The organism is Caballeronia sp. GAFFF1 (genome assembly GCF_023630705.1).
GTDB lineage: Bacteria > Pseudomonadota > Gammaproteobacteria > Burkholderiales > Burkholderiaceae > Caballeronia.
The window spans coordinates 1-14476 of record NZ_JALQEM010000003.1 but is presented as its reverse complement, the minus strand read 5'-3'; the positions used below and the strand labels follow the sequence as shown (position 1 = coordinate 14476).

At 63.7% G+C, this 14476-nt stretch carries 10 protein-coding genes and 1 pseudogene; 5 read left to right on the top strand and 6 right to left on the bottom strand.

The features are described from left to right. Positions 1-157: 157 nt before the first annotated feature. Together NCR37_RS01765 and NCR37_RS01760 are read right to left on the bottom strand one after the other, a co-directional pair. Positions 158-1450, bottom strand: a complete 1293-nt coding sequence (locus tag NCR37_RS01765; RefSeq protein ID WP_250471246.1) for a Glu/Leu/Phe/Val family dehydrogenase — start codon at positions 1448-1450, stop codon at positions 158-160. Between the two features lie 109 nt (positions 1451-1559). After that, on the bottom strand, positions 1560-2531 hold the full coding sequence (locus tag NCR37_RS01760) for a LysR substrate-binding domain-containing protein (RefSeq protein ID WP_250471245.1): 972 nt from the start codon (positions 2529-2531) through the stop codon (positions 1560-1562). A 279-nt stretch (positions 2532-2810) separates the two neighbouring features. On the opposite strand from NCR37_RS01760, the gene NCR37_RS01755 reads away from it, so the two are divergent. Next, positions 2811-4199 (top strand): MFS transporter, encoded by a 1389-nt coding sequence (locus NCR37_RS01755; RefSeq protein WP_250471244.1) that lies wholly within the window; start codon positions 2811-2813, stop codon positions 4197-4199. 15 nt (positions 4200-4214) lie between these two features. Here the strand turns inward: NCR37_RS01755 and NCR37_RS01750 are convergent, their stop codons facing one another. Together NCR37_RS01750 and NCR37_RS01745 are read right to left on the bottom strand one after the other, a co-directional pair. Continuing rightward, complete coding sequence (locus tag NCR37_RS01750) at positions 4215-4415, bottom strand: DUF805 domain-containing protein (RefSeq protein WP_250471243.1); 201 nt, start codon at positions 4413-4415, stop codon at positions 4215-4217. A 121-nt stretch (positions 4416-4536) separates the two neighbouring features. Beyond that, complete coding sequence (locus tag NCR37_RS01745) at positions 4537-6414, bottom strand: ABCB family ABC transporter ATP-binding protein/permease (protein WP_250471242.1); 1878 nt, start codon at positions 6412-6414, stop codon at positions 4537-4539. Between the two features lie 219 nt (positions 6415-6633). Between NCR37_RS01745 and NCR37_RS01740 the strand changes: the two genes are divergently transcribed. After that, a complete protein-coding gene (locus NCR37_RS01740) occupies positions 6634-7029 on the top strand; it encodes an acyl-CoA thioesterase (protein ID WP_248321154.1) in 396 nt (131 codons plus the stop codon). A 6-nt stretch (positions 7030-7035) separates the two neighbouring features. On the opposite strand, the gene NCR37_RS01735 is transcribed toward NCR37_RS01740, so the two are convergent. Further along, a complete protein-coding gene (locus NCR37_RS01735; RefSeq protein WP_250471241.1) occupies positions 7036-10158 on the bottom strand; it encodes a sensor domain-containing protein in 3123 nt (1040 codons plus the stop codon). Between the two features lie 196 nt (positions 10159-10354). Further along, complete coding sequence (locus tag NCR37_RS01730) at positions 10355-10834, bottom strand: nitrate reductase associated protein (protein ID WP_206467491.1); 480 nt, start codon at positions 10832-10834, stop codon at positions 10355-10357. Between the two features lie 148 nt (positions 10835-10982). Here NCR37_RS01730 and fdhD point away from each other — a divergent pair, with 148 nt between their 5' ends. From fdhD to NCR37_RS01715, 3 genes and pseudogenes are all read left to right on the top strand, one after another. Further along, complete coding sequence (fdhD, locus tag NCR37_RS01725) at positions 10983-11810, top strand: formate dehydrogenase accessory sulfurtransferase FdhD (protein ID WP_250471240.1); 828 nt, start codon at positions 10983-10985, stop codon at positions 11808-11810. A 352-nt stretch (positions 11811-12162) separates the two neighbouring features. Then, positions 12163-14082, top strand: coding sequence for a type VI secretion system baseplate subunit TssF (gene tssF / locus NCR37_RS01720; RefSeq protein ID WP_250471239.1), 1920 nt, complete (start codon positions 12163-12165; stop codon positions 14080-14082). A gap of 11 nt (positions 14083-14093) precedes the next feature. Further along, positions 14094-14476: pseudogene (locus NCR37_RS01715) on the top strand (hypothetical protein); the annotation flags it as partial.

The window sequence follows — 14476 nt, the reverse complement described above, 5'->3', positions numbered from 1 at the left end:
CCCCACCACCCCGCGCCGGCGGCACAAATAAAAATTAAAAAATAATAAATCTCGGGGGGCGCGCCCCCCCCCCCCCCCCCGCGTGGGGGGGGGGGGGGGGGGCCCCCCCCCCCCCCCCCCCTCGCCGCGCTTACGATGAACGCGCTTTTGCATGCGATCAGGGGTACAGGCCGCGCATTTCGCGCGCCATCAAAATGCGCGTACACGCGACGATGAACGCCGCCGTGCGCACCGAAACCTGCTGCTCGCTCGCCACTTGCCAGACCGCCGCGAACGCTTCGCGCATCACGCGCTCGAGGCGCTGATTGATCTCGTCTTCGGTCCAGAAGAAGCTGGAGAAGTCCTGCACCCACTCGAAGTAGGAAACGGTCACGCCGCCCGCGTTCGCCACCACGTCCGGAATCACGAGCACGCCCTTGTCGTGGAGGATGTCGTCGGCCGCGGTCGTGGTCGGGCCGTTCGCGCCTTCGACGATGATCTTCGTCTTGATCTTCGGCGCGTTCTGCTCGGTAATCTGCCCTTCGAGCGCGGCCGGGATCAGGATGTCGCTTTCGATGGTCCAGAACTCGTCCTTCGACACCGGGTCCGCGCCCGAGAAACCGCCCACGCCGCCGTTCTGCGCGACGTGCTCGGCGAGCGCCACCGTATCGATGCCTTTCGAGTTATAGAGCGTGCCGGTGTGATCCTGCACCGCGATCACGCGCGCGCCCGCTTCTTCGAAGAGACGCGCCGCGATTCCGCCGACGTTGCCGAAGCCCTGCACCGCGATGCGCGCGCCTTCGATCTCCAGCCCGACTCGCCGCGCCGCTTCCGTGCCGACGACGAACACGCCGCGTCCCGTCGCTTCCTTGCGGCCGAGCGAGCCGCCGAGCGAAATGGGCTTGCCGGTCACGACGCCGGTTGCCGTCTGGCCCTGGTTCATGGAGTAGGTGTCCATCATCCACGCCATGATCTGTTCGTTCGTGTTCACGTCCGGCGCGGGGATGTCCGTGTTCGGCCCGATGATGATGCCGATTTCGCTCGTATAGCGGCGCGTCACGCGCTCCAGTTCCCCGCGCGACAGCGTGCGCGGATCGACGCGGATGCCGCCCTTCGCGCCGCCGTACGGCACGTTCACCGCCGCGTTCTTCACCGACATCCACGCGGACAGCGCCATGACTTCGGAAAGCGTCACGTCCTGGTGATACCGCACGCCGCCCTTGCCGGGACCACGCGACGTGTTGTGCTGCACGCGATAGCCTTCGAAGTGCGCGACCGTGCCGTTATCCAGCTCGATCGGGCAATCGACGATCAGAATGCGCTTCGGCCGCTTGAGGGTTTCGACCCAGCGTGAAAGGGAGCCGAGATACGGCGCCACGCGATCGACCTGCCGCAGATAGTTCCCCCACGGGCCGAGATCGTCGGCGTGCAAATACGAGGGAATGGCATGGTCAAGCTTCGGAGAGGACATTGATGCTCCAGCGGTTTGTGGAATACGTCAATTGTCGAAAAACGGCGTTTCCAAATCCAATGCCGTTTCCTTATCCGATCATGCGTTTCTTGCATAACCTCCTAAAGCCTTACGCGGCGGGCGTTTCCGTCGATGCCTTCAGCAGTTCTTCACCGACTGCGTCCCATAGCGCACGGACGAGCGCCTGGCGCGGATCGTCGCCTTGCGAAGCCATCTTGTCGCGATAGAGGCGAATTTCCATCGTCAACGTGAACTGACCGGCGGGCGTCCCGCGCGTTCCGCGGTCCAGCCGAATGAGCCGCCCTTCCTCGACCGCATCCTCCACTGCGCTATGCGGCAGGAACGCGACGCCGTGGCCTGCGAGCGCCATCGCCTTGAGGCCTTCCGCCATATCCGTTTCATACACTTTGTCCAGATGCAGGCGCGCGGGCGCCGTCGCGATGATGACTTCGGTCATGCGGCCGAGGTAAGCGTTGGGCGTGTACGAGAGATAAGGCACGGGCGCATCGGCGCTGGCAGGCAGCGTGTAGCGCGCGCGTCCGGCCTTGTTCGGCGCGGAGAACGGGCTGATCGGTTCGAGGCCGAGCGTCAGCATGTCATAGCGGGCGGGATCGAGCGCGACCGGATGGCTTGGATGGTGATAGCCCATCACGAGATCGCAGCCGCCTTCGACGAGCGAGAGCACCGCGTCATGCACGTTGAGCGCGCGCAGCCTCGTGCGGATGCGTCCGAGCCGCGCCTCGATATGCTGGAGCCAGCGCGGAAAGTAGGTGAGCGAGAGCGTGTGCGGCACCGCGAATTCGATGGTCGCCGCGGGCGCACCGCCCTGCCCGCGCAACAGCGTGCGCGCTTCGTGGAACTGCGAGAGCATCGCGAGCGCCTGCTCGTAGAACACCTGTCCGGCTTGCGTGAGCCGCGTCGGATAGACGGAACGGTCGATCAGTTCAGTGCCGAGCCATGCTTCGAGCGCCTGGATGCGCCGCGAGAACGCAGGCTGCGTGATATGGCGAAGCTCGGCCGAGCGGCTGAAGCTGCGCGTCTCCGCGAGCGAAACGAAGTCTTCGAGCCATTTGAGTTCCATGCTGGAGTCGCGCCGTGCCGCGCCGGATGCGGGAAGCAGGCATTTTAGCGGGCGCGGCCGCGTCCGATGATTCAAGCCGAGGCCTGCCGCACCACGCGCACGCATGCCGCACGGGCGAGGTGCGGCTTCTGTCTTGGCGCGCTCGCTTGTTCTGCCCGTGCCGAGCCGCGCCTGCATTGAGGCGCGTCGCATCGACGCAAATTGGCATGATGCTTGCGAAAATCCGGGCCGCCGTGAACACCACGCCAAAAGCGCGACAGCGCCACACCCGGAACACTCATGTCCAATCTTATTGCATCGCTCAAGAGCGGCAACTGGCGCTCGCTTCTCGCCTGCTTCCTCTACTTCGATACGGGCTTCACCGTCTGGGTGTTGTACGGGCCGCTTGCGCCGTTCATCGGGCGCGACATCACGATGTCGGCGGCGCAACAGGGCTTTCTCGTCGCGGTGCCGGTGCTGGCCGCCGCGATCCTGCGCGTGACGCTCGGCAATCTGTATCAATCGACCGATGGCCGCCGCGTCGCGCTCATGGGCGTGCTGCTCTCGTCGATTCCGTCGATCGTGCTGCCGCTCGTTCCCGGCGTGCCGTCGTATGCGCTCTTGCTCGTGCTCGGCGTGTTCCTCGGCATGGGCGGCGCGAGCTTCGCCGTCGCGTTGCCGATGGCCGGCAGCAACTATCCGCCGAAGGTGCAGGGGCTCGTGCTAGGTCTCGCCGCCGCTGGCAACATCGGCGCGGTGCTCGACGGCTTCCTGTTCCCGCATCTGGCCGATGCTTTCGGCTGGAAGGTATCGACCGCCGCCGCGCTGCCGCTGCTCGCGATCACGGCTGCCGCGCTGTTCGCATGGGCGTCGGATGCGGGCGAAAAAACCGGCAGCACGATGCGCGCGCTCGCCAGCTTCGCGGTGACGCTCGTGAGCCTCGTCGTGCTCGTGCTCGCGGTACACGGCGGCGTATTCGGCGCGGGACGCACGGGCGTCCTGCTGCTGCCGGTGCTCGGCGCGCTTATCGCGATTGCCGTGCTGCCGCGCCGCTATCGTTCGGTGCTGGGCGAACGCGATACGTGGGTCATCATGCTCATCTACAGCATCACGTTCGGCGGCTTCGTCGGCATGTCGTCGTATGTGACGCTGCTGCTGACATCGCTCTATCAGATGCCGAAGCTCGAAGCCGGGCTCGTCATGTCGCTGCTCGCGTTTCTCGGTGCAATCGTGCGGCCGTTCGGCGGCTATGTCGCAGATCGCGTGACTGGTGTGCGCGCGCTGCTCGTCCTGCTCGCAGTAATCGCCGCAGCCGATTTCGCGTTCGCGATCTGGATGCCGCCGGTCGCGGGCGGGCTCGGCCTGCTCGTCTGCCTGTATCTCGCGTTCGGGCTCGGCAACGGCTCGACGTTCCAGCTCGTGCCGCATCGCTGGAAGGGAAAGACAGGGCTGCTGTCGGGTATCGTCGGCGCGGCGGGCGGCATCGGCGGCTTCTATCTGCCGGTGATCATGGGCATTGCGAAGGAAAGCACCGGCAGTTATCAGATGGGCTTCGCGACGTTCGGCGTGCTCGCGACGTGCGCTTTCGGCGCGCTCTTCGTGCTGCGTTCGCAATGGCTGCGGTGGTCGGCCACGTCGTCGCAAGGGCACGACGCCCTCGCGATCAACGGCGCGCACGCGATGGAGTGATGCCGCATTCGCAGATCAAGGCCGGCGATCGCTCTCGATTGCCGGCCAGCGTGCGAACGCGAAGACCCACAGCATGACGAAATTCACGATAGGCAGCAGTCCGGTGAGCACCCACCAGCCGGAATGTCCGGTGCGCTTCACGATACGGACGTACGGGTAGATCGTCAGGAAACAAAAGAAGACGATCAGCCAGTGCCAGATGGTTAAACTTTCCATGCTTTCCTCGCAGTTCTCGTGGCCCCGACGTTACGGTACGCACGACTAATCAATTCCGCGAGAATATATATCAGCTTCGGCTAGTCGCGGCCTAGGCGACCGCGACTTTCACAATTTTTGCTCAAACCTTCGCCGCGTCGTCCCGCTCGACCACAGGCTCGACCGTCCGCTGCTGCTGCAACGCCCACATCTGCGCAAAGAGTCCGCCCGCTCGAAGCAACTCCGCGTGCGTGCCGCGCTCGACCACGCGTCCATGATCCATCACGATGATCTGCTCCGCATGCACGACCGTCGAGAGCCGGTGCGCGATGATGAGCGTCGTCCGCTCGCGGGCGATGGAATCGAGTTCTCGCTGAATGGCGCGTTCGGACTTCGAATCCAGCGCGGACGTCGCTTCGTCGAAAATAAGGATCGGCGGGTTCTTCAAAAGCGTGCGGGCAATTGCCACGCGCTGCTTCTCGCCGCCCGACAGCTTCAGACCGCGCTCGCCGACCGTCGTGTCGTAACCCGCCGGCAACGCCTCGATGAAGTCGTGGATATGCGCGGCGCGCGCGGCCGCCATCACTTCTTCGCGGCTCGCGGAAGGCTGTCCATACGCGATGTTGTAGTAGATCGAATCGTTGAAGAGCACGGTGTCCTGCGGCACGATGCCGATGGACGCGCGCAGCGAATCCTGCGTCACATCGCGAATGTCCTGCCCGTCGATGACAATGCGCCCGCCGGTCGCGCGGTCCAGGTCGTAGAAGCGAAAGAGCAGCCGCCCGAGCGTGGATTTGCCCGAGCCGCTGTGGCCGACGACAGCGGTCGTCGTGCCCGCCGCGATGGTGAAATCGACGTTATGCAGAATCTGCCGCGCGGCCTCATACGCGAAGCTCACGTTCTCGAAGCGCACCTCGCCGCCTGTCACTTTGAGCGGCGGCGCATTCGGCGCATCCGGCACTTCGCGCCCCGCGCCGAGCAGCGTGAACATGCGGTCCATGTCGGTCAGCGCCTGCTTCAACTCGCGATACACCACGCCGAGGAAATTCAGCGGAATATAAAGCTGCAACATGAACGTGTTGATCAGCACGAGATCGCCGAGCGTGAGGCGCCCCGCCATCACGCCCTGCGTCGCGCGCCAGAGAATGAACACGAGCCCGAGGCCGATAATCGTCTGCTGCCCGAAGTTGAGCATGGAGAGCGACCGTTGCGATTTGATCGCAGCCGCGCGGTAACGCTGCAAATTCTCGTCGTAGCGGCGCGTTTCCCATTCTTCGTTGCCGAAGTACTTCACCGTCTCGTAGTTGAGCAGCGAATCGATAGCGCGCGAATTGGCCTTCGAATCCAGCTCGTTCATCGTGCGTCGATAGTGCGTGCGCCACTCCGTCACCTTCACGGTGAACGCGATATACGTGCAGAGCGCGATGAACGTGACGATCGCGTAATACGCCTCGTACTTCGTCACGAAGAACGCGAGCACGAGCCCGACTTCCACGAGCGTCGGCAAGATGCTGTACAGCGAATACGAGACGAGTTGCTGAATGCCGCGCGTGCCGCGCTCGATGTCGCGCGACATGCCGCCCGTCTGCCGCTCCAGATGAAACCGCAGCGACAGCGAATGCAGATGGCGAAACACCTTCAGCGCGAGTTGCCGCACGGCGCTTTCGGTCACTTTGGCGAAGAGCAGTTCGCGCAGTTCCGTGAAGAGCGAAGTCGACAGCCGCACGCCCGCATACGCGATCACGAGCAGCCCGATTCCGCCGATGAGCACGATGCCCGGCGCGTCGTGCGCGCGGCCGAGCGCGGTGAGATGCTGCACCGAGGCGAGACCATCGACGATGCGCTTCATCACGATCGGCACGCCGAGATTCGCGACCTTCGCGCCGATCAGGCACGTCAGCGCGAACGCGACGCGCCATTTGTAAGTGGTGAGATAAGGCAGCAGCGAGCGGATCGTCTGCCAGTCGTTGCGCGGACCTTGTGCGGCCGGACCGGGCTCGGTGTTGGAATAGCGGCGCATGTATTGGAGTGGATAAGGCGCGTCGCGCGCGGCGCGGGGACGCCTTTTGCTAGTCTTTGAGCGGGCGCACGCGGGCGCGTGCATCCCGTACAATTTGCCGAAGGCCGGAGCGCCCAAGGCGCGGCCTATCCTTATAACTCATGCATTGTCGCAGAAGGATCACGGCCACGCTCGCGGCCACCTTCTGCACGGAACGACGACGTCAACCGGGACCCTCTCATGCCGCAAGATTCCAAGCTACCTCAGAAACCCGTCGCGCTGCGCGTGGTGCCGCAACCTGCCGACGCGAACGTGCACGGCGACGTCTTCGGCGGCTGGATCATGGCGCAAGTCGACATCGCGGGCTCCATCCCGGCGAGCCGGCGCGCGAACGGCCGCGTCGCGACCATCGCGGTGAATTCGTTTCTCTTCAAGCAGCCGGTATTCGTCGGGGATCTGCTGAGCTTTTACGCGGATATCGTGAAGACCGGCAATACGTCGATCACCGTTTCCGTCGAAGTCTTCGCGCAGCGCATGAGTCTCGCGGAAGAAGTCGTCAAGGTGACGGAAGCGACGCTCACCTATGTCGCCACCGACCACGACCGCCGCCCGCGCGCCCTGCCCCCGCTCGACTGAACGGGCTCAGTTCGCCAGCACGCCGTGCCGCAGCAAGCCGGGAATGGCTTCCTGCGGCATCGGACGCGAGAACAGAAAGCCCTGCATTTCGTCGCAATCACGCTCGCGCAGGAATTCGTGCTGCGCCGGCGTTTCGACGCCTTCCGCGATCACCTGAAGTTCCAGCGAATGCGCGAGCGCGATGATCGCGGACGTAATCGTTTCGTCGTCGCCCGACGAGCCGATATCCGCGACGAAAGACCGGTCGATCTTGAGCCGATGCACCGGAAACCGCTTGAGATACGACAGGCTCGAATAACCGGTGCCGAAGTCGTCGATGGCAATGCCGATGCCGAGCGCCGATAGCTCGGAGAGCATCATCACGGCGTCTTCGGCGTTGCGCATGATCGCGCTTTCGGTCAGTTCGAGTTCCAGATAACGCGGCGCGAGCCCGGTTTCCGCGAGCACGGACGTGACGAGCGTCGCGATATCGCGCTGCTGGAAATGCCGCGCGGACAGATTCACCGAAACCCGCGCAGGCGGCAGCCCCGCGTCCTGCCACGCCTTGTTCTGACGGCACGCCTCGCGCAAGACCCATTCCGACAGCGGCCCGATCAGCCCGCACTCTTCCGCGACGGGAATAAACGCTGCCGGCGACACGAGCCCTTGCTCCGGATCGCGCCAGCGCACCAGCGCCTCGATGCCGACGATCGCGCCCGTCGCCATATCGACTTGCGGCTGATAGTGCAGCAGGAATTCGCCGTCGCGCAGCCCGCGCCGCAGACGCCGCTCCATATCCAGCCGCGCGCCGACGCTGGCGTTCATCTCCGGCTGATAGAACTGGTACGTGTTGCGGCCCATGTCCTTCGCGCGATACATCGCGAGATCGGCTTTCTTCAGCACGGTTTCTGCGTCGTCGCCGTCTTGCGGGAAGACGCTCGCGCCCATGCTGCAACCGACGTAGAGCTCGGTTTCGTCGAGCCATATGGGCTCGGAGATCGTCGCGCGCGTGCGCTCCATCCACGCAGTGAGCGCGGCTTCGTCGGCCAGATCCGGCAGCACGATCACGAACTCGTCGCCGCCATGACGCGCCACCGTATCGCCGGAACGCGCCGAGCGCGCGAGCCGCTCGCCGATTACCGCGAGCAGCCTGTCGCCGACGCTGTGTCCCAGGCTGTCGTTCACGTTCTTGAAGCCGTCGAGGTCCATGAACACGACCGCAATCTGTGAGTTGCGCCGCCGCGCCTCATCGATCGCATGTTGCAGGCGGTCGCGCAGCAGGTTGCGATTGGGCAGGCGCGTGAGCGTGTCGAAATTTGCCTGGTATTCCAGCTGTTCCTGATAGTTCATCAGGTCGGTCACGTCGTTGATGATGCCGATGTGATGCGTCGTGTGCCCTTGCGCGTTGGGCACGGGCGCGACGAACAACTGATTCCAGAAAAGCCCGCCGTCCTTGCGATAGTTGCGCAGCACGACGCTCGCTTCCGCGTTGACGGCGAGCGCGCGGCGAATCGACGTGAGCCCTTCCTGCTCGCCGTCCGGGCCATACAGGAAGCTGCAATCGCGGCCGATGACTTCGCTCGGCTCGTAGCCCGTGATGCGCTTGAACGCCGGATTCGCATATTCGATCACGTGCGCGCCGTTCACGACGCCGGTGATCAGAATGGCGTTCACGCTCGCATCCAGCGCGCGGCTTTGCAGACGCAGCGCGAGTTCGGCGCGCTTGCGGTCGGTCACGTCGTGATAGGAGCCGAGCACGCCGATCGTCTCGCCTTCGCCGTCCATCAGCGGCAGCTTGCTGATGACGACCGTATGCAGCGTGTCGCCGACGAGCACGTCGTGCTCATGGTGCATCTTCGGCACGGTGGTCAGAACCACTTCCTGATCGTCGGCGCGGATCATGTCGGCGGCGGCGCTCCACGGCAGTTCGTAATCCGTCTTGCCGATGATCTGTTCGTTATACGCGAGCCCCGCGTCTCGCGCGAACGCGTTGTTGCAGCCGAGATAGCGCAGATCGCGGTCCTTCCAGAACACGCGCTGCGGAATGTTGTCGATGATCGTTTCGAGCATCTCGTTCGAGCGGCGCGCCTCGGCTTCCGCGTTGATGCGGTCGGTCACGTCGTTCGCCAGCATGAAGAGGCCCGGCCGGTTCGAATACGTGAGCGCGTGATGCGAGACGTCCGCGCTGATCGTCGCGCCATCGCGACGCCGGTAACGCCACACGCCGCCCGACCGCTGGCCGCGCGTCGCGCGCTCGCCGGCTTCGCCCGTCTCGCCTTCGCTGCGCGCGAGCCGCGCGGCGAAACGGTCGAAGTCGTCGGCGACGTGCAGCTCGCGCAGCGTCATCTCCATGAACTCGGCTTCGGAGTAGCCGTAATGCTCGCGCGCCGCCGGATTCACGGCGACGAAGCGCATGGTGTCGCGATCGACGATCCACATCGGGACCGGATGCGCCTCGAACAGGCTGCGAAAGCGTTCGTTGCTGCGATGCTTCGCCCGCGCGACGCCGATCTTCTCGCGCGCCGAACGCTCGTGAGTCACGAAGAGCATGATGAGCGCGCCGCTGCCGAGCAGCATCGTGAATGCGAGCAGCAGCATCGCGCCGCCCGATGCCTGCGCGGAGCGGTCGAGCGCCGCCGTGGTCGCCGTGTCGATGCGGTCTCGCAGCGCGGCAAGTGCATCGTCGAGCGCCTGCTGGTCTTCGGAGAGCAGCACGAACGCGGTGTCGGCCCAGGCGCGCGATTCATCGGCGCTTGCGCGGCGCGTGCGCTCGTCGGCCAGAATCGCGTCCGAGCGCATGGCGGCCGCGCGCGCGGCGAGCGCATCGAAGGCGTCGCCTGCGCCGGGTTGCATCGCAAACTGCGCGCGCAGCCCGCTTTCCAGCGCGTCGAGATGCTTCTCGCGCGCTTCATGCTGCGCGGCCGGCTCGGCGATGCCCGTCGCCTCGAACCGGCTCAGTTGCGTGAGCGCCTCGCCAAGCGCCCCGCGATACGCGGCGAGGTCGCGCAGAAGACTCATCGAGCGGAGCGTGCTCGCGTTGGTCGCGCGCAGATCGACGATTCGCTGACACGCGACGAATGCGTTCGCGCCGAGCGCGGCCAGCACGACGGCGACGTTCACGAGGAATCGCCCGGAGAGGAAACGAGTCATGAGCGGCAAGCGGTTCCTTTGTTGCGGTGGCCGCGCCGCGAGCGTCATGCCCCGGCGCGCGCCCACGCAAAAGCGCGGCGCGAACCGGCAGGCTCGCACCGCGATTGATGGATAACGCGGATAACGGCAGCTTTCGGGCGGGCTTGAGGGCTACCCGCGAAAATTCGCGATCGTTTAGTCGATCATGCCGCGCGCACTATTCGGCGAGACCGAATTCGCGCATGGCGGGCAGGAAGTCGTGATTGAGTTTGTCGGTGTTGCGCGAAAGCTTGGCGAGCGCGTAACGCTGAAAGCGGTCGAGCGCGGCCCATCGCGAAAGGCTCGGCGCGCTCAGGCCCGCGAGGCTGCTCTGGCGGATGACGGCTTCGGGCACGGCGTCGGCATGTGCCCAGACCGGATCGGCGTCGCGCTCGATTTTTTCCGGCGCGGCATTCGCATGCGTCTTCAGCATTTCTTCGAGCGCGAGATCGAAGTTCTTCTCTAGTTCGATATCGTCTTCAACCGGAAAGCGCGCGAGCAGCACGCGATCGTCATACGGAAGCATCTGCCACTGATCGAGCGTGATGCGCATGCCGAAGCGGTCGAGATTGAAGCGTACCGAGAGCGGAATGAAGCGCAGATTGTCCGAGGATTCGACCTCGAACCCGAAGAGACGTGCGGTATCGTAAAGTCCCATGGCGTAGCCTCATTGGAGTGAGGGGCGGGCGCCGGCGCCCATCGCCCGCTTAAGTTATTGTAGGGCTTGGTACTGGGCTGAAACCGTGCAAGCAGCAGGTTCAATTAGCAATGCTCATACCCGGACCATGCAGTGTAGGGAGAACAAGGTGGACCCACTGGAAACTGAAGAGCAACCGGGCTATGTCGAACGGCGCGTGCGGAGACATCGCGGCGGAGAAAGCGCCGTCGCAAACGATAACGTCGGCCAGGAATGGCCCGTCGCGCTCGTCTACAACGGCATCTCGCACGCGGTGATGATGTGCACGCCGCGCGATCTCGAAGCGTTCGCCGTGGGCTTCTCGCTGACCGAAGGCATTGTCGAGCGTGGCAGCGATATTCACGACATCGAAGTGTATTACCGCGACGACGGTGACGCGCTGCCGCATGCCGAAGTGCATCTGCAAGTCGTGCAGCAGGCATTCGCGTCACTGAAGGACAAGCGTCGCGCGCTCGCGGGGCGCACCGGTTGCGGCGTGTGCGGCATCGAGAGTATCGACTTGCTCGATCTTCAGCCGGAGCGCGTGCCGGATACCGGCTTTCTGGCGCGCGTCGCGCCGGACGCCATCGAGCGGGCGGCGCGCGAATTGCCGGCGCATCAGCGGTTGACGATGCTCACCGGCGGCCTGCATGCCGCCGCCTGGTGCGACGAGACCGGCGCGGTGCGGTACGCGTTCGAAGACGTCGGCCGTCATAACGCGCTCGACAAGCTCATCGGAGAACTCGTGCTCCGACGCGAGAACACGACGCAAGGCTTCGTGTTTCTGTCGAGTCGCGCGAGCTATGAACTCGTGCGCAAGTCGGCGCGCGTCGGCGTGCCGATGGTCGCGACCATTTCCGCGCCGACGTCGCTCGCCATCGCCATCGCGAAGCAGGCGGGGTTGCGGCTCGTGAGTTTTGCGCGTGAGGCGGGGTTTGTGGAGTATGAGGTGGAGTGAGCAACTCGAAAGGGAGTCGACTGTACGTAAGCAAATGACGCTTTGCCCGCAGGGGATCGCAAAGCCCAACACCATCATCCCCTGCCAATTCTCAAGCTCTAACTGAGCGACGCAACGTTTTCTCGCAACTTGTCGTCGCTTCGCGCCTCTACCCCGCGAGATTTAAGTCGTTTCCGATAGGCGAGCGCCGCACACGACATCAAACTGCCCGAACGATTGCGCCCCACTTCCGGCGGCGTCTATCGCGTCAGGGCTACTCTGGTCATGTTTCTGCGCTTGCTTCGCGTCTCCGCTTCCCGTTTGTATCAGCACCAAACGACGCACCTTTCATTGCATCGTAAGGAGCCGGGACATGGATCCTGACTTCGCCAATTACTATCAGCGCGAACTACACTACATCAGGCCGTTGTTCGGAGAGTTCGTCGAGGGGCATCCCAAGATCGGGCGCAGGCTCGGCGCCCAAACGTCAGGCGAAGTCGCCGACCCTGGCATCGAGCGCTTGCTGCAAGCCTTCAGCGCAAGCGCTGCGCGTTCCCAGATACACATTGACCGCATGCCAGGAGCCGTGCCGCACCGGCTGCTCGAGTGCGTTCACCCGAACTACGTCACACCGCTGCCCTCCATGGCCATAGTGCAATTCCGGCCCGGCTACAAGACCGGTCAGGGCATACAGGGTCAACTGCTCCCGCGTGGCACGCCACTGACATCGCGCCCCTCGGGAGAAAACAGTAGGAATTGTGAATTCCGCACTAGCCAGGATGTGACGGTTTATCCATTGAGCATCTCGTTCGCTCGCTTAACCGGCGTTCCACCGGACATACCCAATATCTACCGGTATGTATTCGGCAATGTTCCAGTGCGCAGCGCGTTGCGACTGCGAATCCGCACCACCAACGGACTGCCGATCAGCAACCTCAACGGTCTCGATAGGCTGCCTATCTATCTGTCCGGCGACCCGCGCATCGCCTCCTACCTGTTCGAACTGATTCACACGTCGACCTTAGCCAGCGTGACAGCTGCTCCGGGCCGATTCGCCGAAGGAACTCCCCGGGGCGTCTTTCAGAACGGCTTCTTCAAGGGCCAGCTGCAGACGGCTGTCGATTACGAGGGGCTTGCGCCAGAGCAAAGCCTGTTACCGCCGGCCATGCAGCACTTGCACGGACACAACCTCGCCCATGAATTTTTCGCCTTCGAGCCTCGGTTCTGGTTTTTCGCGCTCACCGGCCTCGCAGGCCGCTTAGCACAGATCGAAGGCCCCGAAGCCGAAATCGTCTTATTGCTTTCTCGCGAGGTCGAAGCACTGCAGCACGATGTGGATGCCTCACAGTTCGCGCTCTTCTGCTCGCCGGTAACAAATCTGTTTCAGGTGCGCACAGAGAAGCTCGATGTCGAGCGAAACGCCCGAGAACATCGACTGGTGCCGTATCCAGAGGCACCCGACGACTTCGAGGTGCACTCGCTTCATTCGGCCGTCGGCCAGGTGAACGAACATTCGGAGGAGATCATCTTTGAACCCCTTCATGCTGCGATCCCGAACGATGAACGCGGCCACGAGCGTTACTTCGCGCTGCGACGCGAACTCGACGAGCCCGCCAGCAATGTGCGCAGGTATGCCACACGTCAGTCGCTCGTGCGCACAACCACCTGGCTGACGTTGTTCGGTGCAGGCCGAATGCCGGATGACAGTGGCATACATCACTTGACCCTCGACGTGAGCCTCACGAACGGCAATCTGCCGTGCTTGCTGCAATGCAATGGTGTCGACGATCTCATCGCTAATGGGGCGAAGTCGGTGTCCACCGTAGGCTTCGTACGCGCGCCTACATTGCCCAAGCCGCCGCTGGCGCGCGGCCGAGACGTCGCATGGAAATTAATACGCCAATTGACCTTAGAACATGACGTATTCGACGACGAGTACGGCGCGGAGCGCCCCGGCCAAGGACTGCGGCAGCTGCTAGAACCTTACGTGTTCGCAGGCGATCCGTCGATGCAACGTCGGCTTGACGCCCTGATCGGCGCCAGTGCTTCGGCTGTGAACGACTTCCATGGAGCGGCCGGCGATCTGGAATTCACGCGCGGGATCGAGCTTACGCTGACCTTCGACGAAGCCGCATTCGACGGTTACAGCCCGTTCACCTTTGCGTTGGCGCTCGAGCACTATCTGACGCGGCACGTAAGCCAGCATTCCTTCACCCGCACCGCTCTACACACCGTGCAGCGCGGCGCGGTCTTTACGTGGCCCGCGCGCGACGGTACGGGCACGGTCTTTTGAGCGCAGATCTGATGATCAAATGGCAGGCACAGCCGCGCACACTGGAAGTAGCCAGCGATGCGTTTCCGAACTACATGGATATGCCGATCTTCGTTGCCGCACGTCTGCGCGGCACGGAGAAACTCGGGCGACTCTACGACTACGAGGTGGATGTCTCAACCATTGAAGCGCCAGGCTTCGAACTCAGCCGAATTCACGAGTATGTCGACTTGAATCAACTCGTTGGAAAGCGTATTGCCGCTCGAATCGCATTCGAGGGAAACGGGGCGTGGTCGTTAGACGGCGGCGGGATTAATACAGGCGCGGGCGTAAGAGAGTGCGTATTCCACGCAAACCGAGCAGCCGTTCCACGGCAAAGCGAGCAGACTTTCCACGTGAAGCCGAGCGAAGATTC

Bases quoted from the DNA above. Each gene is read 5' to 3' on its own strand.
- NCR37_RS01765 (WP_250471246.1), bottom strand. From the start codon at position 1,450: ATGTCCTCTCCGAAGCTTGACCATGCCATTCCCTCGTATTTGCACGCC.
- NCR37_RS01730 (WP_206467491.1), bottom strand. From the start codon at position 10,834: ATGGGACTTTACGATACCGCACGTCTCTTCGGGTTCGAGGTCGAATCC.
- NCR37_RS01735 (WP_250471241.1), bottom strand. From the start codon at position 10,158: ATGACTCGTTTCCTCTCCGGGCGATTCCTCGTGAACGTCGCCGTCGTG.
- tssF (WP_250471239.1), top strand. From the start codon at position 12,163: ATGGATCCTGACTTCGCCAATTACTATCAGCGCGAACTACACTACATC.
- NCR37_RS01750 (WP_250471243.1), bottom strand. From the start codon at position 4,415: ATGGAAAGTTTAACCATCTGGCACTGGCTGATCGTCTTCTTTTGTTTC.
- NCR37_RS01740 (WP_248321154.1), top strand. From the start codon at position 6,634: ATGCCGCAAGATTCCAAGCTACCTCAGAAACCCGTCGCGCTGCGCGTG.
- NCR37_RS01755 (WP_250471244.1), top strand. From the start codon at position 2,811: ATGTCCAATCTTATTGCATCGCTCAAGAGCGGCAACTGGCGCTCGCTT.
- NCR37_RS01760 (WP_250471245.1), bottom strand. From the start codon at position 2,531: ATGGAACTCAAATGGCTCGAAGACTTCGTTTCGCTCGCGGAGACGCGC.
- NCR37_RS01745 (WP_250471242.1), bottom strand. From the start codon at position 6,414: ATGCGCCGCTATTCCAACACCGAGCCCGGTCCGGCCGCACAAGGTCCG.